This is a genomic window from Paenibacillus assamensis DSM 18201, assembly GCF_000422445.1.
In the GTDB taxonomy this organism is placed as follows: Bacteria; Bacillota; Bacilli; order Paenibacillales; family Paenibacillaceae; genus Paenibacillus_B; species Paenibacillus_B assamensis.
Map to the genome: position 1 here is coordinate 463,667 of NZ_KE383837.1, position 19,133 is coordinate 482,799.

Genomic DNA, 19,133 nt, shown 5'->3' on the forward strand with positions numbered 1-19,133 from the left:
AACAATCTTAATTAACTGTTGGTTAACTTTTCCGCAATGACGATATTGTACCATGTAAGGAGCCAGAAGTCAGCGGAATTGCGTAAACTTCGCCGTCGTTCGAATTGCTTCTTTGTAAGGAACTCCTTGATCTTTATAAGCAACATCCATTTGACCTTCGATCCGATGTGGGAGCTGAGATTTGCGGTCTATCCACACATAGTAACTGGCCTTCACTTCTGCCTCTTGAAGCATCTGAATAAAACAGTTTCGATAGCTTTCAACTTGGTTATAAAGAAGAGATTTCAACGCTTGCTGTTCTGCCTCTGAACGTTCTTCCTTGCCTTGCGACCATATTCGACTTGGCACAACAGCGGTATCGAACTCCTCTAGCATTCGCTCGCCAAACACACGTTTAGCCTCTTCAGGATTAAGATCAACACGAACGAGTATTTTGGGCCGATCTGCTTCTGATGGAGAGCTGTCAACGTCATTCCCAACGGCAGCAGCCACGGCTGAATCCACATAGCTCACTTGTTTATGAGACGTACGAATGTCAGTAAGCAGTCGAATAGGATTCCAGCGTTGAGGCGTCGTTTCCGCATACTCTTGCCGAGTCATTTTCATACGGGTGCTTCTGTGATTGTGAACCTCACCTTGAAACCGAATCGTCTTCGTCTTTAGTTGACCTTCTCCAACTTTCAGTTCGCCTATCCCCTCGAAAAAGAACTGATCTTTACCTGCCATTCCACTGATAGCACGAGTCAGAACCTCTTCAGGCTTTTGAGAGAACGGCGCATCGCATCCTACCAATCCGAATAGCAACAGCAAGACGATCCCTACATTTATTTTCCGATTCCAAATTGTGCAGCCCCTGTTCCTCAACATAGGGGACCCCTCCATTCCTGAACGAAGACAAATAACGGGATGAGCACATCGACTCATCCCGTTTAGACTCACTCATATGAAGGGCAATTATACATGTTCTTCGCCAGATGCAATTTGAATCACATTGCGCCCTTTTTTCTTCGCTTCGTACAGTGCCATATCTGCTCGATAAAATAACGTTTCAACACTTACCTTCTCATCTTGCCAACTCCACTCTGCAACTCCGCAAGAAACCGTTACTTTTGGGTCCGTTTCCTGCTCTACACGATTGCGAATGCGTTCTGCAACTTTCTTTGTTTGGGCCGTATTAAGCTGAGGCAGGTACACCGCAATTTCCTCGCCTCCCCAACGTGATGCAATATCGGTTTCTCTTATGGAGGATCGAATAATATCACTGACTTGAATGAGTATTTTATCGCCAATCTGGTGGCCAAACGTATCATTAACCTGCTTAAAATAATCAATATCTACAACAATTAACGAGCCGCAAAAATCTTTTTGCTGCTGACGGTTCACTTGCTTGTCCAAATAATGCCTTGCATACAAGCCCGTGAGCTGATCTTTATTCGCTAGATGCTTCACACGATCATGTAAAGTTGCATTTGCTATTGCAAGACCTAGATGCGCACTTAGCATTTGCAACAATTTAAAATTATCATACGTAAAGAAATGAGGACGTTTATCGGCAACCGCCACAATTCCTACTAATTCACCACCACTAAACAGTGGTGCGGCAATAATAGAGCGCAATCCTAAATCTTCAATCATTTGAATACGCTCAATATGATGGTCTTCACTGTCAGAAATAATAACTGGCTCACGCAAGTTAAGTACGTATCCAAACAATCCTTTTTGAGTGGAGTACGACGATCCTACATATTCAGCCATGTTGGAAGAAACAACTTCAAACAAGGACTTGTCCTCATTAAGCTGCAGCAGCATGCAGAAATCAGCATGGAATACTCGCAGCAGCTCATGCATAGCATCATCAAACACATCACGTAAACGCAAGCTCTGATTAATGCGTTTCGTTAATTCATTAATAAGACGCAGTTCTTGGATAACATTGTTGGCATGCTCATGCAATCGTGCATTCTCAAATGCTGTACCAGCTGTTTCGACAATAAGCTCGATAACTTGAAGATCAGAAGTTTCGGGCTGCTCTTGTGCGAAAATTAGCTTCAGCACACCATACGAGCCTTGTTTACCGTTAAGAGCAAAAGCAACCTCGAATCCGGAATCAGAGTTCGCGGTGCATGTTTCCCCTTTCATAAAGGCTTCCATAACAATTGGATCGCCCCATGACTTGAACACTAACGCTTTGACATTAGGATTCTCGCTGCGGTGATCTTGAGACAAGTATACCTCGACAATCGTATCTGGCACGAGCCGCTGTATGCCATCTATAATCTGCGATAGAACAGAATCAACATCTATCCGATCGTGAATATGGCGCATCACATAATACAACACTTCTCGCCGCTCTGCTTCTCGCTCTGACATACGGTGTGTATGATACATCTCTTCTACAAACAAATGCTCGAACTCGCGATAAAAATGGGTTCTTAGAGCGTACACCCAACCTTCTAACGCAAACGAATGCAGCAAGTCCGACTCCTCGCATACAAATAGAACGATACCAATCAATTCCTTTGTATATCGAGAAACGATTGGAAATGCAGCTACTTTGCCTGCGTATTCTGTTTCTTCATCCCACACGGGTTTGCGCTTAGATAGTACACGCTGTACGAGCTCTTGTATTGGCGTAGCCGTTCCTAGCTCATTCAGCTTGTCCAAACCTTCCAAACATTCACCTTTATAGTCATACAACAATACACATTTCAGATGCTTGCGTATTGAGGATGGGATTTCTAGTAACCATTGGATATATGCGGTTTGTAGAAGAGAATGCGTGTACGGCAAATCATGCAGCGTGATATCACGTTGCAGCAGCCAATGTTCTGGGCTTCGATCAGCACCAAAACTACGCTTCCAATTCTGTTGATAGTTGGCTATCAAGCCAGCATTGCTCTGAGGATGGAGTCGACGATTCGTCATTTCCTTCTCCTTCAAACGCTATAGTCTCTTTCATTAATCATACAATAGATTACTGTGAAAAGGTACTACGTCCAATCATCGTCGCAAAACTTTTTAGGCCATAAGAACTATGTCGAGGAATAGAAATTCGTATACTTCATCTACGAATTGGAAATCCTAAACCTAATGCTGTTCGATATGTAAATTAGTAATGACATACTTTCCCTTGAAAAATTATCCTACATTAAAACTAATCATAAATATGTCATGATTTCAAGATAATTTTTCGACTTTTCAACTTATTGTATATTTAGATTCACATTCTGGATCTTGACATGACTTGGCCTTATCTTATAGAATTACTTGATGTATATGGGCGAATCTGTGTCACCCTCACGAATCTCATAGCAGGCATGGCTGCGGCTGAACATCTATGTCTGAGCTTACTCAACGACACGAATCGATTGAGTCTGCATTAAGTATGAATTCGACGCAAAAGACCCGCATTCTAACCTATACTTGAACGAAAAAGGAGTCAATATAATATGTCTCGTTACACAGGTCCTAAGTTTAAATTAAGCCGTCGTCTTGGAATTTCCTTGAGCGGTACTGGTAAAGAATTGAAGCGTGCTTATCCTCCAGGACAACACGGTCCAAATCAACGTAAAAAATTGAGCGGATACGGTGTTCAGCTTCAAGAAAAACAAAAACTTCGTCACATGTACGGCATGAACGAGAAGCAATTCCGCAACTTGTTCAACCGCGCTACGAAGTTGCAAGGTATCGCTGGTGAGAACTTCATGTTCTTGCTTGAGAGCCGTCTTGACAACCTTGTTTACCGTCTTGGATTCTCCAACTCCCGTGCAGGAGCTCGTCAGTTGGTATCCCACGGTCACGTAACTGTAAACGGTAAAAAAGTTGACATCGCTTCTTACTCTGTAAGCATTGGCGACGTTATCGGCTTGCGTGAGAAATCCCGCAGCTTGAAAGTGGTTAAAGAAGCTATCGAAGGCCGTCACCACTTGCCAGGCTACTTGGAGTTCAACGATGCAGCTGTTGAAGGTAAGTATGTTCGCCTTCCAGAGCGCGCTGAGTTGTCCCAAGAAATCGATGAGAAGCAAATCGTCGAGTTCTACAGCCGTTAATCAATGTGAAGAAGAGGTTATCTTTCAAGTTATCCAACTTGGAGGATATCCTCTTTTTTTATTAACCTCCCCACGTTCAGCCTCAAGCTTTAGTCATCCATCAGGACATCAATATCATCATTGCTACATAACTTCAAAAGAAGGAACTATCCTCTATCACATTCGCACACTAGCTCTACTATTTCACCAACCTCTTCCATGGAAGAGTGGCGATTGCAAGCAAACGCATTTTCGATCTTATTCGCAAACAAAAAGTATTTTACATGAATATACAGACACTTTTCTTGTGTTTTTTTGTGGTATAATGGGAAGCGCTGCAATCATTAAGGAGGAAGAAAGTATGGTTGAGGAGACATTGACGAAGTCAAAGGGGGACCCGACTCGTCCAAAGCGTTCCGTGGGACGTATCATTTGGAATACGTTCAAATGGTTCACGCTATTTGGCGTTCTCTGCTGCTTCTTAGCAGGCGGCATTGCGGTGGGATACATTACCTCTCTCGTCAAAGACGACCCGATACGCTCCAAAGAACATATCGTGCAGAAGGTTGATGAGAATGCCATAACCGGGTTTGCTTATTTTAATGATGGCACTCCTATCGGTCAGCTTCGCACAGAAGAAGATCGTATCCCTATTAAATACGATCAGATCCCTAAAGTCGTAATAGACGCACTTATCGCAACGGAAGATAACCGTTTCTTTGAGCACAACGGAATAGACATAAGAGGTACATCAAGAGCTGTATTGCAACAAGTACTAGATAAACCTGTTCAGACAGGGGGAAGTACATTAACGCAACAGCTTGCTCGAAGTGTGTTTCTAAATGCTGAACGTACAAATACACGTAAAGCAAAGGAAATTTTCCTATCCTTGCGCATCGAGCGGATACTAACGAAGGAACAAATTTTAGAAGCCTATTTGAATAAAGTGCCATTTGGAAATGGTGCAAACGGCTATCAAGTATTTGGAATCAAATCAGCTGCAAAAGGAATATTCAATGTTCATGATTTGAATAAACTGAATATTGCGCAATCCGCCTATTTAGCAGGACTTCCGCAGCTGCCTTCTGCTTATACCGCCTTTACTGGTAAAGGCGCTTATAACGAAAAAGGCATCAATCGCGCAATCAAAAGACAGAAGCTTGTATTAAAGCGGATGTTAGAAGAGAACAAAATTACGCAGCAGCAATATGAAGAAGCACTAAAATTCGATATCCGCAAATCACTAGCGCAGCCGAGGCAGAAAGCATATTCTACATATCCATACTTAATGTTGGATATAGAACGTGCAGCTGTTGAAACTCTTATACTTAGCCGAAATCCTGAGATGACAAAGGCTGATCTGCGCAAAGAAGAGCATCAGCAGCTTCTAGAGGATACAAAAGCAGAAGTTCTACGTGGTGGATATCACATTACGTCTACGATTGATAAGAAGATTTACAAGATGATGCGAAATATCGCGGAAGATCCTAACAATTTCTCAAAGGATCATCCAGTTAAAGGCACAGAACAAGTAGCAGCTATGATGATCGATCACCGTACAGGCGCTATTTTAGGTATGATTGAAGGCCGTGATTTCTACAAAGAACAGATGAATCATGCCACTCAGATGCTGCGTCAGCCAGGATCAACGATGAAGACACTTGCTGCCTTCTTGCCAGCATTAGAGCAAGGAATTATACAGCCAGCATCTATTATCGATGATGCTCCAGTCATTTTGAAGAACGGGGATGGAACATACCATATTCCGATTAATGCTGGACGTAAGTTCCAAGGTCTCGTAACAGCTCGGCATGCCTTGAATCAATCTTTGAATGCACCTGCTATTAAGCTGTTCAACGAGAAGCTCAAAGTGAAAAATGCATGGGATTTCGTTGAGAAACTTGGGATTACTACCTTACATGAACGAGACTATCAAGCACAAACGGGTGTTATCGGTGGACTAACGAATGGAGTTACTGTAGAAGAATTTACAAATGCCTATGCGGCAATCGCAAATAGCGGTAAATTTAACGACGCATTCCTAATCAATAAAATTGTAGATTCAAACGGAAAAGAAGTTTACACGCATAAAGTTAAGCCTACACAAGTTGTATCGCCACAAACCGCATATTTAATGACAGATATGCTGCGTACAGCTGTAACGAATGGTACAGGCGGCGAGGTAAATCGAAAATTCCGTCATGATGACTATACGATTGCCGGTAAGACAGGAACGACACAAAATGATGCGGATTCTTGGTTCATTGGTTATAGTCCTGATGTAACGCTTGGTGTATGGGTCGGCTTTAAAGAGCCAAAACATACATTGAGTCGTAACGAAGTTAAAGATTCGATGCAAATATGGGCAAAAATTATGGACGAAGCAATTGAGCTCAAGCCACAAATGTTCAAGAACAAAACGTTCAAGCGTCCAGATGACATCGTTAGAATGACCGTATCCGGCTATAGCGGTAAGCTGCCGAGCAAAAATACGGATAAATTCAATACGGATTTGTTTAACCGCAAATACGTACCGACTAAAGTCGAAGATGTCCTTGTCAGCATGACATATATTACGTACAACGGTGTCAATTATATTGCCAATCCGGCCACACCTGATGACATGACACAACAAAAAGTTGTTGTCAAACGTGAAAAGTCGATTCAAACTTTGATGGACGAACTAAGAAGAGCGCTTGGAAACTTATCGTCTGGCAGCAGCCGCCGCTCGTTAGAATGGTACTTGCCGCTTGACGCATCAACAGACGCGCCAACCAAGAAAGACCCGCGCAAAGATGATGGCAAAGCACCAACTGCTCCAAGCTCTGTAAGCGTCACATCGAATAATGGCAAGGCAACGATAACCTTCAACCCTAGCGGCTCGAACGATGTTGTAGGCTATCGTCTGTATCGTTCTATCGATGGCAAGCCTTATCAACGAACGGGGAAAGTCGTCCTAGCTGGTGACAGTTATACGTTCGGCAATGATATTTCTAATACCCATAGCTATAACTACTACGTCACAGCAGTTGATGTCGTTGGTAAAGAATCTGCAGCATCTGCTACGGCATCATTAAACGGTGGAACACCACCGACAGATCCGAACAATGGCAATTCTACAGATCCATCGTTAGAACCAGGCACGAATTCAGGTAATACATCTGGTTCAACGACTGAAACACCTGGAACTAACGGGCAAACAACGAATGGAAATGGATCATCTGAAACAGGTTCTTCTGGTAACGATTCATCATCCATCAAGCCTGAGGCGCCATCAGGTCTGAGTGCTAGCAAGACAGCTGGAGGAGTGTCCCTATCGTGGAACTCCTCTGCTACAGCTACTAAATACCATGTGTATCACAAAAGCAGCCAAGCTGGTTCCTATAAACGTATAGGTAACACTAACAGTACATCATTCACCTATACGAGCGATGCTCCGCAAGGCTCTTATCATGTAACGGCTGAGAATCGCGCAGGAGAATCCTCCGCCTCAGCAAGCGTGACGATAGAATAACAACAAACAACAAATGCACAGAAAAGAGGGATATAAGCTGATAGTAGCTTATATCCCTCTTTATTATGCTCAGTGAAATACTTAATCCTCAATTGTGGATAAATCACCAGTCGGCAAGTTTAATTCCCAAGCCTTCAACACACGACGCATAATTTTGCCTGAACGCGTCTTAGGTAGCTTGTCTTTGAACTCAATTTCTCGCGGAGCAGAATGGGCAGACAAGCCCTCTTTGACGAACTTCGCAATATCTGCCTTCAATTCATCTGATGGTGTGTAGCCATCTCTTAGCGAGATGAAAGCTTTAATAATTTCACCACGAAGTGGATCTGGCTTACCAATGACACCTGCTTCAGCAACTGCTGGATGCTCAACAAGCTTGCTCTCCACATCAAATGGCCCTACACGCTCACCAGAAGTGTTGATTACATCATCGACACGCCCTTGGAACCAGAAGTATCCATCCTCATCTTTATAAGCGGAATCACCAGACACATACCAGCCCTTGAGACGAAAATATTCTTCGTATTTACCTGGATTATTCCAAATTTTGCGCATCATTGAAGGCCATGGTGTGCGAATTGCTAAGTTACCCATACGATATGGAGGCAGCTCATTACCTTGATCATCAATAATCGATGCCTGCACACCTGGAATTGGACGTCCCATAGAGCCAGGCTTGATGGCCATGCTCGGATAGTTACAAATCATATGGCCGCCCGTCTCTGTCATCCACCACGTATCGTGAATTCGTTGGCCGTATACTTTCATCCCCCAACGTACAACCTCTGGATTAAGCGGCTCACCTACTGAGAGCACATGGCGCAAGCTCGACAAGTCAAACTCTTTAATAATTTCATCTCCAGCACCCATGAACATACGGAATGCTGTAGGCGCACTATACCAAATCGTTACCTTGTAGCGCTCAATCGTTGAATACCAGTTCTGTGGACTGAAACGACCACCACGCACTACGTTGGTAGCACCATTTAGCCATGGTGCAAATATACCGTAAGATGTTCCAGTGACCCAACCTGGATCGCCTGTACACCAGTAAATATCGTCATCCTTCAAATCTAGTACCATTTTACCCGTAAAATAATGCTGAATCATCGCATTTTGCACATGATATACACCTTTTGGCTTACCTGTGGAACCGGAAGTATAGTGTATAATGAGTCCATCTTCACGATCGAGCCATTCGATCTCCGCTTCTTCCGAAGCAACAGCCATCTCTGCGTAGTAATCAACAATACCTTCTTCGGCTTGAATATTCTCACCAACAAGCACAATATGTTTCAATTCAGGCAGTTGCTCGCGCGGAATGCGATGAAGGAGTTCAGGAGTTGTAACAATGGCACTCGCTCCACTGTCCTCTAGTCGATCCTTTACGGCTGTTTCCATAAACGCTTCGAATAATGGTCCTACTACAGCACCTATTTTCAAAATACCGAACAAACTAAAGTATAGCTCTGGCGTACGCGGCATAAATACGAACACACGCTCACCTTTCGTAATCCCTTGCTTACGCAGCACGTTCGCAAATTGATTGGACTTGCGGCTGAGCTCCGCATACGTATAACTTTCCTCTCTCACAGCATCACTGTAATAAAGTGCAACCTTATCAGCACGCCCCTCTGCCAGGTGACGGTCAATAGCCTCATGTGCCATATTCACTTTACCAGTCGCATGCCATGTAAAATGCTTCTCAATTTCTTCCCAATTGAACGATTCTGCTGCTGATTCATAGCTGCTTAGGTTCGGACTCAATGCCGATGCTTCGATGATTTCTCCTTGCACATTACCCATTGTCTTTCATCCTCCTGTTTCATTCACTTCTTTAGGACCTTCCCATGTGATACCGATAGTTAACCGCTTTCACGAAGTTGTAAGCTTAAGGACGATGTTGACTGTACATGTTGTCAAGAGGAAATTCTATGAACATAGTAACAACAGCATTATTATAGCACACCAATTGTAATTCGCCTATTCTTTTCCTTTTCAACTGTTCCTTTTTTTGTTATAACCTATGTGAAGAGAATAAGGAGTGGTCGACTATGGAACATCGAAAGTGTTATCATGCGCACGTCGTTACACGCGATGATGTCGTTATCGTTATCGAAGGTCCTGTTAAGCCAGAAGTGCTCCAAACGATGGACATGCACAGTGGACTTAACGCCTTCCGACGCCCGCGCGAGCAGCACGAAGCCTTAGTTGAGATAGCAGCTTTACCCGAAGGACGCATCATCGTTGCACGTGACGGACAGACCATTGTCGGCTATGTTACCTTTCACTATCCTGACGAACTAGAACGTTGGTCAGAGGGTCAGATGGAAGACCTGGTAGAGCTTGGAGCCGTAGAAGTAGCAAGAGAATATCGTTCTTTTGGACTAGGAAAAAAAATGATTCAAACCGCGTTCGAGGATGAACAAATGGAGAACTACATCGTATTTACGACCGAATACTATTGGCACTGGGATCTAGAAGGATCAAAATTAAGCGTATGGGATTATCGCAAAATGATGGAGAAACTTATGGAGTCGGTTGATATGATCTGGTACGCTACGGATGATCCTGAAATCTGCTCTCATCCCGCAAATTGCCTAATGGTTCGGATTGGAAAGGATGTTCCTTTGTCATCCAAAGAACAATTCGACCGCGTTCGCTTCAAGCAGCGGTTCATGTACTAGATCGTCAGGAGGAAAGCGCGATGACAGATTCGCATAAATCTCTATTTTTTCTGCACGATGACGCGCTGCGGTACCATTTCTATGCAGATCATCCTTTCGATCAGAGAAGAATTGAGATGACTCAGGATCTCTTGTTTCAAATTGGTGCCCTGTATCCAACTGAACAGGTTCAAGCAGCCTGTGCTTCACTTGAGGCACTTCAATTGAATCACCGTGAAGATTATATTACAGCCGTCAAAGAACTTAGCCAAACGATCCCTGATCCAGACTATCTTGTCCGCACTGCTCAATACGGCCTCGATCACGAAGACACACCTTACTTCGAAGGCATGCATGAAGCCGCAAGCGCTATCGTAGGCGGGTCCATTGCAGCATGCGAGGCTGTGATGGAAGGGAAAGCGCTCCATGCTCTTCATATGGCAGGAGGTCTGCATCATGCATTCCCTGACAAAGCAGCAGGCTTCTGCGTCTATAACGATGCCTCTATTGCCATAGCGTCTATACGCAAAAAGTACGGTGCACGTGTGCTGTATATCGACACGGACGTGCACCATGGCGATGGTGTGCAGTGGTCATTTTACACAGACCCTGAAGTCATGACCTATTCCATCCACGAAACAGGCAAATACTTATTTCCAGGCACAGGATTCGTGCAGGAACGAGGGGAAGGCGAAGGATTCGGTATATGTGTCAACGTGCCATTGGAGCCTTACACAGAAGATGATTCGTGGCTATCAAGCTTTCGGGACACGATTGGACGAGCTGCTGCTAGCTTCAAGCCAGATATTATCGTAAGTCAGCATGGTTGTGATGCACACGCCTTGGATCCACTGTCCCACATGCATTGCAGTATGCGAATTTATCAAGAGATGCCTGCTATCATTCATCAACTTGCTCACACCTACTGTAATGGCAGATGGGTAGCACTCGGTGGCGGAGGATACGATATTTGGCGCGTCGTCCCACGTGCATGGAGCCTTCTATGGCTCGAAATGATTCAACATCCCCTAGCCGCTCAACTAAGAGCAGAACCACTGACGCCACTACCCGCTGCTTGGCTGCATAAATGGCAGCACAATTCCCCCACACCATTGCCAACTACTTGGCTCGATGATACGAGCGATTGGACGCCAATGCCAAGGCGTGAGCTAATTGAGAAGCAGAACTCCCACATTGTAACCTTAGCGCAAGAGTATATTAGATAAATAATGAAAGCCGCTCTTTATGTAAGAGCGGCTTAACGTTTATGCAGGCAATTGCTGCAGCATATGATCAATCATTTGATAAGAGCGTTCTGATGCTTCCACTGTAAACTCAGCAAAGTTTACATGTGCCGAGCCATCTGCCTTGTCCGACATCGAGCGAATGATAACGAATGGGACATTATTTAGGCTGCAAGCTTGAGCAACAGCCGAACCTTCCATCTCCGTACAGGCACCATTGAAAGTCTCATACAGCGCTTTTACTTTTTCACGGCTAGCAATGAATTGGTCACCTGAAAGTACGATACCTACCATATGGCGCTGAGGCACCATTTCCTCGCAGACGCGTTTCGCTAATTCAATCAGCTGCTGATCGGCACGGAAGATAGAGTTAGATTGATACGGAATCTCGCCCAATTTGAACCCTAATGCCGTTACATCCATGTCATGTTGAATACAGGCAGAAGAAATGACAATATCGCCAATGTTCAGCATCGGGTTAACCGCACCTGCAACACCTGTAAAGAGAATACGCTCTACACTAAAACGATCGATAAGTACTTGCGTCGTAATCGCCGCATTCACTTTCCCTACCCCGGACTTACACACAACAACAGAGTGGTGATGCAGCGTTCCACGATAGTAACGATTTCCCGCCTGCTCATGTTCCTCAACTTGACCCATTGCTTGCAATAACAAAGCAATTTCTTCATCCATTGCACCGATAATTCCAATTGTCATCTGAATAACCCCCGCTCCTATATTCCGTTATATGGTCAAAAAAAAGCCCCGAGATACGGGGCTTCGTACCGCTGTCCAAGCAGACTATTCATTCACATGGCTAATGGACAGACGATGAATGATCTCATGTTGTAAAATGACTTGGGATTGCTCCACATTCTCTTTCTTCATCAACTTTGTCAGCAGACGCATCGCTACAGCACCAATATCATACATAGGTTGTGCAACCGTAGTTAACTGCGGTCGAACCATCGATGCCATGCGGATGTTGTCTACACTAATGATAGAGAAATCGTCAGGAACTTTCAGTCCTGCATCTTGTATTGAATGAATCGCTCCAATCGCCATCTCATCAGTTGCAGAGAAAATAGCTGTTGGACGCTTCTTCAAGCCCAAGAAATACTGCATAGCTTCTACACCGGACTCATAACGATAGTTTCCGATGCGAACCATGTCTTCCTTGTAATCGATACCAGCACGCTCAAGGGCACGCTTGTAGCCTTGGAATCGTGCAAACCCATTAGCAGGATCCTGCAACGTTCCACTGATCATTGCAATCTCACGATGTCCATGACGGATCAGCGTATTTACAGCATCAAATGCAGCTGCCTCGTGATCAATATCCACGGACGGCATGATACCGTTCTCATCTCTCGTCGCACATAAAACAATCGGAACAGACGCTGTGCGGAAAGCTTGAATATGATCTTCCGTAATGACACCGCCCATGAATAACAAGCCGTCAACTTGCTTCTCCAATAACGTGTTAATAACCCGAATTTCTTTTTCCTTCTTCTTATCGGCGTTACATAGAATGATATTGTAATGATACATATTAGCAATATCTTCAATACCACGCGCAATCTCAGCAAAGATCGAATTCGAAATATCAGGTATAACAACACCTACGGTCGTCGTCTTTTTACTCGCCAGACCACGAGCAACCGCATTTGGGCGATAGCCTAAACGTTCAATCGCTTCGTATACTTTCTTACGTGTCTGCGGCTTCACGTTCGGATTGTTATTTACAACCCGGGAAACTGTCGCCATTGATACGCCAGCTTCTCTAGCTACATCATAAATAGTTACCGTCACGATCCTTCTCTCCAATTACCGAGTTATTTAATACGTACATACATATTACATTTCATATTACTTTATTTTCTGAAAAATCGCAATGAAGCAATCAATTTTCATCACAAAATGTCGGATTTTAAGGAGTAGTCGTTAACACTTGCTCTACATTATCATATCGAATTCTATAATGAGAGTCATGCCACACCACTTGACCGTCTTTTAAGACCAGCACTTGCGGGGACTCATGTTTAATACTAAGCTGGTCTGCACAAGCGAGTGAAACATCACGGTTCTCAACGACGTAAATAAGCCCAAATGAAATGCCCTTCGGTTCAAAAACATCAACGACATGTTTCATTTCTTCATTAGCGCTGCTGCTAACCGGACAGCGCGTACTATGCTTAAAAATAACGAAAGTACCTTCGTGAGAACGCTGAATCCCCTGTTGGAGCTCTTCATGTGTGGTGATAGTTTTCATAACGACACCTCTCATTTGCAGCAATAGGCCACAAGATATAGTTTGTCTTTCCATTCCTCTTATCCATTCTATTATGGGTCGATGCTCATTAACTTATTTTAGCCTGATGATCCTCAACTCTAAAACCTGCGAGCTGATTTAATCTACGCTCTATATCCGTCATCCAATCGGTATCTTTGCATGTTTTAGCGACAAGATACACGTCCAATAAATGATTAACACGCTCAGTGCTGATTTTCTCAAATAAGGCAAGATAATCATCTTCCTTGTATTCCAAGCATTCTTTGATTACGCTGGCCACTTCATGCATATGATCAAACGCAACACTCTGTTCTTCAACCATCCCTTTTTGAACGAGACGGCGCATAATAAACACAACTTCATCTTTTACATTGGGCAGCAGTTCGGAATATTGACAACTTCCACAGGTGTATACGGGTACATGATGTATATGTATTTTACGTGCATGAACAATAGTACGCATTGTAATGTCCATTCCTTGACCACAAGAGCAGTTCTTCTTCATCCGTAATCCCCCTAGCCGGTATGTAGTTTCTCTCACCTAACTTCTCTCTCTGTATAGCACAACACGATTAATAATCAATACTATTTCGACTTCTTCCACCGTTATCCTCCTGCACATCCGCATGAATATATTTACAATTGATATGCCTGCTGTGTTTTCCAATGATAATTCTCTCTCTTGTCCTTGTGATTGACGCCTAAATATGTTAATTTAAGTACGTTTATGGGTAATAAAAAGCAAGCTGTACAATCACTAGCTTATTATATTCGCCCATCTTGTTTGGATTGAAAGGAGGAAGTCATGATGAGACTTGAAGGCAAGAAAGTCATTGCACTCGTCGATGAAGAATTTGAAGACCTAGAATTGTGGTATCCCGTATACCGTGCTCGTGAAGAAGGTGCTGAGGTTCATCTTGTAGGTGCCGAGACAGGAAAAACGTATATTGGAAAATATGGTGTACCTGCTACCTCGAATTATGCTTTTAAAGATATTCATACAGCTGACTATGATGGTCTACTCGTTCCAGGAGGCTGGGCTCCAGATAAACTGCGCCGATATGAAGATGTGCTTCGCATCACTCGTGAAATGAACGAGGCTAACAAGCCTATCGGACAAATCTGTCATGCTGGCTGGGTGCTTATCTCTGCAAAAATTCTAAACGGGCGCCAAGTTACTTCTACACCTGGTATTCGTGACGATATGGAGAATGCAGGAGCAACGTGGATTGATGAAGATGTTGTTATTGACGGCAACTTAGTATCTTCACGTCGTCCACCAGATTTGCCTGCTTACGGTAAAGCATTTTGTGATGTACTTGCTCAAGCGTAAGTATAAGTACGATACAAACATACACACGACTATATTGATGACATCAAAAAGCTCTCGATCCTCGGACCGAGAGCTTTTTGTTATAGTTCCGCAGCGCATTTATAACGTAAAACCTACATCATCGCTCTACTGCTCAAACGATTCTGAATTTACATATTTCATGGCTGCCTCTGCTTGCTCAAATGAAGAAGTAGGTGGTAACGATTCGAAGCCTAGCACTCCTTCTATTTCTGCCTTGGTACGACAGCGATATAGTTGAGAAGCAAGGCCTTTGGAATCCTCACATGAAGTTCTGCGTATTGCAGCTTTAACACGCGGAATCGTACGCGATGACATACTTAGTTCATCAATGCCAAGCGCAACCCACAATGGCACTGCACGCGGATCACCAGCCATTTCCCCACATACCCCGACATGGATGCCTTTCTGCTTCGCAGCTTCAACCGTCTGACGAATTAAACGCAGAACAGCAGGATGGTATGGATCATACATATGAGCGATTTGTTCATTCATCCGATCAACCGCAAGGGTATACTGAACAAGATCATTCGTCCCAATACTAAAGAAATCTACCTCTTCAGCCAAGAAATCTGCCATTGCTGCTGCTGCAGGCACTTCAATCATAATTCCGATTGGAATGTCCTCATTAAACGCCTGTCCTTCTTCTCTAAGTTCCTGCTTAGCTTCTTCAAGAATACGTTTTGCGGCCACGATTTCTTCCATAGAGCTTATCATAGGGAACATGACCTTTATCGGGCCATAATCGCTCGCTCGCAATATAGCACGCAATTGTGTCTTAAATACATCAGTCCGATCCAGACAAATGCGAATGGCGCGATACCCTAGGAATGGGTTATCTTCCTCTGGTATTTGCAAATAATCCATTGGTTTATCTCCACCGATATCCAACGTTCGAATGATGACCGTCTTCTCTCTAAAAGTTTGAGCAAGCTCACGATAAACCGTAAACTGCTCCATTTCATTAGGCGGATAAATTCGATCCATATACATAAATTCTGTGCGGAATAAGCCTACGCTCTCCGCCCCGTTTTGAACAGCTATATCCAATTCCCTTGTTGAAGAAATGTTAGCCGCCAAATGAATAGAATGTCCATCTGTTGTAACAGCAGGCAAGCTTTTAATTTTACACAATTCAGCCATCTCATCTTGAAACACACGTTGACGCTCTTTGTACCATGCCAACACTTCAGCAGACGGTTCAACCAATACATGCCCTTGTTCGCCGTCCACAACGACTTTTTCTCCAGTCTGGATCGGATCCTTTAGCTTGCCTTCCAGCCCAAGTACAAGCGGGATTCCCAGCGCTCTAGCCATAATAGCTGAGTGTGAAGTCTTCCCGCCCATCAACATGACAATACCTAACACATTTTTAGGATTCAAATGAACGAGCTGAGATGGCGACAACTCTTTTGCGACTAAAATATACGGATTGGCATCCGTCGGAAGCGTAATTTCGGGTGCCCCCAATAAGTGCTTCAAGAGACGATTGCCGACATCTTTAATATCTAATGCCCGTTCTTTCATGTAGTCATCGTCCAGCAAGTCGAACATGGTTACAAAATGATCAATTGCTTCTTTGACAGCCACTTCTGCCGCCTTGTATTGGCGTTGGATGATCCCTTGAATTTCATTCATAAATACTGGATCTTCCAAAATAGCCAAGTGAGCATCGAATATTGTTGATTCTTCCTTGCCAACCATCTCGCTAATTTCATTTTTTATATACTGAATCTCATCTTTAGAAGAACGAACACCTTCGTACAGACGCTCAAACTCCTTCGCCAAATCAGAAGGGTCCATCTTCTTCTCAGGAACGTCCCATTCCCACGACGGCAGTACAAAAGCTTTACCGATCGCAATCCCACTGGATGCACCAATTCCACGCGCTGTTTGTATCATCTCTACTCACCCCCATGTCCGTCTTCATGCAATACAATTGACAGCACTGACGTCTGTCCTTTCTTTACTATTGTAAAAGGAGCTTTACTCCAAGAAGCTATACGATTGGAATTTGTAATAACCATAGGCGTTACCAACGAACAGCCCCTTTTCTTAATATAAGCCATATCGAATTTGATCAATAGCTGCCCAGGCTTGACTTCATCTCCCTCTTTTACAACAGACTGGAAACCAGACCCATTCAAGCCAGAAGTTTCGATTCCGATGTGAAGCAGAACCTCAACTCCTTCTTTTGTTTCAATGCCAATCGCATGCATCGTCGGATAAATATGGCGCACGAGGCCCGCTACAGGCGCTACAAGCTCCCCTTTGTCAGGAATAAAGGCCACTCCATCCCCTACTAGCTTCTTAGCAAATATGGTGTCTGGAACATCTTCGATAGGAATCATACGCCCTTGCAAAGGAGCGACCAGTGATACTTGCTTGCTATCTCGCTGCAATCGTTTTAACATTTCATCACGAATAAATTCGGAATAGGTTCCAAAAACAACCTGTACATGACCTCCACCTAAGCGAAGTACGCCGACTGCTCCTAGCATTCGTAATGCATGACGGTCAATCTTCTTCTCTTGACGTACTCGAAGACGAAGTCTTGTTATACAAGCCTGCACTTCTACAAGATTGTCCTTTCCGCCGAGCGCTTGAATAATTAATGGTACCCGATGCAGCAAATCGCCTGCCATATCATCCAACAGTGTTGCTTCTACCCTTCCTGGAGTAGGGATCTGGTATTTCTGTATAGCAAAACGGAATATACCGTAATACAACAAGCCAAACACAATTCCGATCGGTAGTAAGAGCAGCCCTTTATTCGCCAAATGCAAATTAACGATATAATCAATGGCTCCAGCAGAGAAAGAGAATCCATGGAGTATACCAAGTTCGAACGTAATCCACATCGCTACCCCTGTCAACAAGGCGTGAACAATAAATAAATAAGGAGCGGCAAACAAAAAGGCAAATTCAATAGGTTCCGTAATTCCTGTCAGAAAAGAGGAGCCTGCTGCTGTTAAGTATGTTTTCTTTACTTTTGGTCTCAAATCTTCCCTTGACTCATGAATAATCGCCATTGCTACGGCTGGCAGTGCAAACATCGTAATCGGGAACAAACCTGCCATAAAACCGCCCGCAGTCGGATCTCCAGCGAAAAAGCGAACCATATCGCCGGTATACACACTACCACTCGCATCTGTAAAGCTTCCTACGTGAAACCATACTAAGTTGTTCAGCAAATGATGCAATCCAAATACGATCAGCACACGATGAACAACCCCATATAAGAACACACCAAAGCTGCCTAATGCCATAATTTCATGTCCAATAATTTGAATGACATGATTCAAGCCAGGAAGAATCTGAATAAATAAGAATGATAACGCCACAGACAATACAATCATGATGAGAACAACTAACCTAGCGCCACCGAATATTTGCATATACTCCGGAAGCTTTATCGCATGAAACCTCTCATGTATGGCCCCCGCCATCATACCAAATATAATTCCAATTAAAATAGTCGGTTCTATTACAACATTAGTTGGCAGCACTTCACTAACAAGCTCATAAAAAATAAAAATGCCGAGCAATCCTGACATCGCTGCAACGCCTGAGTTATTAGACATACCCAGAGCTACACCAGCCGCAAATAGATAAGGCATCATATCCAAGAGCCCTTTGGCCGATGATTGCATCCACGTAGAAGCTTCAACGAAACCAAAGCAGTTGAGTATATAGCCTACAAATAATACAACTGCTATAGCTGGCAGTACCATTAACGGTTGCATTATGGCACGCGAAAGCTGCTGTAATGATCCTAGTTGGTTCAAGAGCATCTCTCCTTCACAGTTTCATCATCCTATGACGGTTGAACCCTATAACCGTTGTATATGTTCTTTATTCGCAAACATGAGCGCACAGTAAAATGCCGAAGCAAGACCGCCCTGAATGCAGCAGCCGACTTCGGCATTCCACACGCTCAACGTATCGTTACTATGCATTCATTATAGCATGATCCGTTGAGAATGATGTATGAGATTGTGCGAATGCCATCTTGACATTCGCTGTATAAGATG

14 protein-coding genes are annotated in these 19,133 nt (G+C 43.8%); 5 read left to right on the forward strand and 9 right to left on the reverse strand.

Annotated elements, in window-relative coordinates; all coding sequences use genetic code 11:
• Positions 1-69: 69 nt before the first annotated feature.
• Together H580_RS0116480 and H580_RS24585 are read right to left on the reverse strand one after the other, a co-directional pair.
• A complete protein-coding gene (locus H580_RS0116480) occupies positions 70-867 on the reverse strand; it encodes a hypothetical protein (protein ID WP_028595757.1) in 798 nt (265 codons plus the stop codon).
• An 87-nt stretch (positions 868-954) separates the two neighbouring features.
• Positions 955-2,925, reverse strand: a complete 1,971-nt coding sequence (locus tag H580_RS24585; protein WP_051217508.1) for a sensor domain-containing diguanylate cyclase — start codon at positions 2,923-2,925, stop codon at positions 955-957.
• A gap of 524 nt (positions 2,926-3,449) precedes the next feature.
• Here H580_RS24585 and rpsD point away from each other — a divergent pair.
• Complete coding sequence (gene rpsD, locus H580_RS0116490; protein ID WP_028595758.1) at positions 3,450-4,049, forward strand: 30S ribosomal protein S4; 600 nt, start codon at positions 3,450-3,452, stop codon at positions 4,047-4,049.
• A gap of 340 nt (positions 4,050-4,389) precedes the next feature.
• Positions 4,390-7,542, forward strand: coding sequence for a transglycosylase domain-containing protein (locus tag H580_RS0116495; protein ID WP_028595759.1), 3,153 nt, complete (start codon positions 4,390-4,392; stop codon positions 7,540-7,542).
• A gap of 81 nt (positions 7,543-7,623) precedes the next feature.
• On the opposite strand, the gene acsA is transcribed toward H580_RS0116495, so the two are convergent.
• Complete coding sequence (acsA, locus tag H580_RS0116500) at positions 7,624-9,348, reverse strand: acetate--CoA ligase (protein ID WP_028595760.1); 1,725 nt, start codon at positions 9,346-9,348, stop codon at positions 7,624-7,626.
• Positions 9,349-9,596: 248 nt separating this feature from the next.
• Here acsA and H580_RS0116505 point away from each other — a divergent pair, with 248 nt between their 5' ends.
• The gene (locus tag H580_RS0116505) at positions 9,597-10,229 is read left to right on the forward strand and encodes a GNAT family N-acetyltransferase (RefSeq protein ID WP_028595761.1); all 633 of its coding nucleotides are present in this window, start codon (positions 9,597-9,599) and stop codon (positions 10,227-10,229) included.
• A gap of 20 nt (positions 10,230-10,249) precedes the next feature.
• Positions 10,250-11,434: an acetoin utilization protein AcuC gene (locus H580_RS0116510; protein ID WP_028595762.1), complete on the forward strand. Its 1,185-nt coding sequence runs from the start codon at positions 10,250-10,252 to the stop codon at positions 11,432-11,434.
• 39 nt (positions 11,435-11,473) lie between these two features.
• Here H580_RS0116510 and H580_RS0116515 read toward each other — a convergent pair whose 3' ends face one another.
• The 4 genes from H580_RS0116515 to H580_RS0116530 all read right to left on the reverse strand — a co-directional run bounded on the left by H580_RS0116515 (position 11,474) and on the right by H580_RS0116530 (position 14,253).
• Entirely contained in the window at positions 11,474-12,172 is a 699-nt protein-coding gene (locus tag H580_RS0116515; RefSeq protein ID WP_028595763.1) for a 5'-methylthioadenosine/adenosylhomocysteine nucleosidase, read from the reverse strand.
• 84 nt (positions 12,173-12,256) lie between these two features.
• Positions 12,257-13,267: a catabolite control protein A gene (gene ccpA / locus H580_RS0116520; protein ID WP_028595764.1), complete on the reverse strand. Its 1,011-nt coding sequence runs from the start codon at positions 13,265-13,267 to the stop codon at positions 12,257-12,259.
• A gap of 118 nt (positions 13,268-13,385) precedes the next feature.
• The gene (ytxJ, locus tag H580_RS0116525) at positions 13,386-13,727 is read right to left on the reverse strand and encodes a bacillithiol system redox-active protein YtxJ (RefSeq protein WP_028595765.1); all 342 of its coding nucleotides are present in this window, start codon (positions 13,725-13,727) and stop codon (positions 13,386-13,388) included.
• An 88-nt stretch (positions 13,728-13,815) separates the two neighbouring features.
• Complete coding sequence (locus H580_RS0116530) at positions 13,816-14,253, reverse strand: hypothetical protein (RefSeq protein WP_028595766.1); 438 nt, start codon at positions 14,251-14,253, stop codon at positions 13,816-13,818.
• Positions 14,254-14,556: 303 nt separating this feature from the next.
• On the opposite strand from H580_RS0116530, the gene H580_RS0116535 reads away from it, so the two are divergent.
• A complete protein-coding gene (locus H580_RS0116535; RefSeq protein ID WP_028595767.1) occupies positions 14,557-15,081 on the forward strand; it encodes a type 1 glutamine amidotransferase domain-containing protein in 525 nt (174 codons plus the stop codon).
• Between the two features lie 126 nt (positions 15,082-15,207).
• Here the strand turns inward: H580_RS0116535 and ptsP are convergent, their stop codons facing one another.
• Positions 15,208-17,001: a phosphoenolpyruvate--protein phosphotransferase gene (gene ptsP, locus H580_RS24590; RefSeq protein ID WP_084509301.1), complete on the reverse strand. Its 1,794-nt coding sequence runs from the start codon at positions 16,999-17,001 to the stop codon at positions 15,208-15,210.
• Positions 17,002-17,003: 2 nt separating this feature from the next.
• Positions 17,004-18,887, reverse strand: a complete 1,884-nt coding sequence (locus H580_RS0116545; RefSeq protein ID WP_028595768.1) for a glucose PTS transporter subunit IIA — start codon at positions 18,885-18,887, stop codon at positions 17,004-17,006.
• Positions 18,888-19,133 lie beyond the last annotated feature (246 nt).

Excerpts from the sequence above, each read along its gene's own strand:
- rpsD (WP_028595758.1), top strand. The coding sequence starts at position 3,450 with ATGTCTCGTTACACAGGTCCTAAGTTTAAATTAAGCCGTCGTCTTGGA.
- H580_RS0116480 (WP_028595757.1), bottom strand. The coding sequence starts at position 867 with ATGTTGAGGAACAGGGGCTGCACAATTTGGAATCGGAAAATAAATGTA.
- ytxJ (WP_028595765.1), bottom strand. The coding sequence starts at position 13,727 with ATGAAAACTATCACCACACATGAAGAGCTCCAACAGGGGATTCAGCGT.
- H580_RS0116535 (WP_028595767.1), top strand. The coding sequence starts at position 14,557 with ATGAGACTTGAAGGCAAGAAAGTCATTGCACTCGTCGATGAAGAATTT.
- H580_RS0116510 (WP_028595762.1), top strand. The coding sequence starts at position 10,250 with ATGACAGATTCGCATAAATCTCTATTTTTTCTGCACGATGACGCGCTG.
- H580_RS0116530 (WP_028595766.1), bottom strand. The coding sequence starts at position 14,253 with ATGAAGAAGAACTGCTCTTGTGGTCAAGGAATGGACATTACAATGCGT.
- H580_RS0116495 (WP_028595759.1), top strand. The coding sequence starts at position 4,390 with ATGGTTGAGGAGACATTGACGAAGTCAAAGGGGGACCCGACTCGTCCA.
- acsA (WP_028595760.1), bottom strand. The coding sequence starts at position 9,348 with ATGGGTAATGTGCAAGGAGAAATCATCGAAGCATCGGCATTGAGTCCG.
- ptsP (WP_084509301.1), bottom strand. The coding sequence starts at position 17,001 with ATGATACAAACAGCGCGTGGAATTGGTGCATCCAGTGGGATTGCGATC.
- H580_RS24585 (WP_051217508.1), bottom strand. The coding sequence starts at position 2,925 with ATGACGAATCGTCGACTCCATCCTCAGAGCAATGCTGGCTTGATAGCC.
- H580_RS0116515 (WP_028595763.1), bottom strand. The coding sequence starts at position 12,172 with ATGACAATTGGAATTATCGGTGCAATGGATGAAGAAATTGCTTTGTTA.
- H580_RS0116505 (WP_028595761.1), top strand. The coding sequence starts at position 9,597 with ATGGAACATCGAAAGTGTTATCATGCGCACGTCGTTACACGCGATGAT.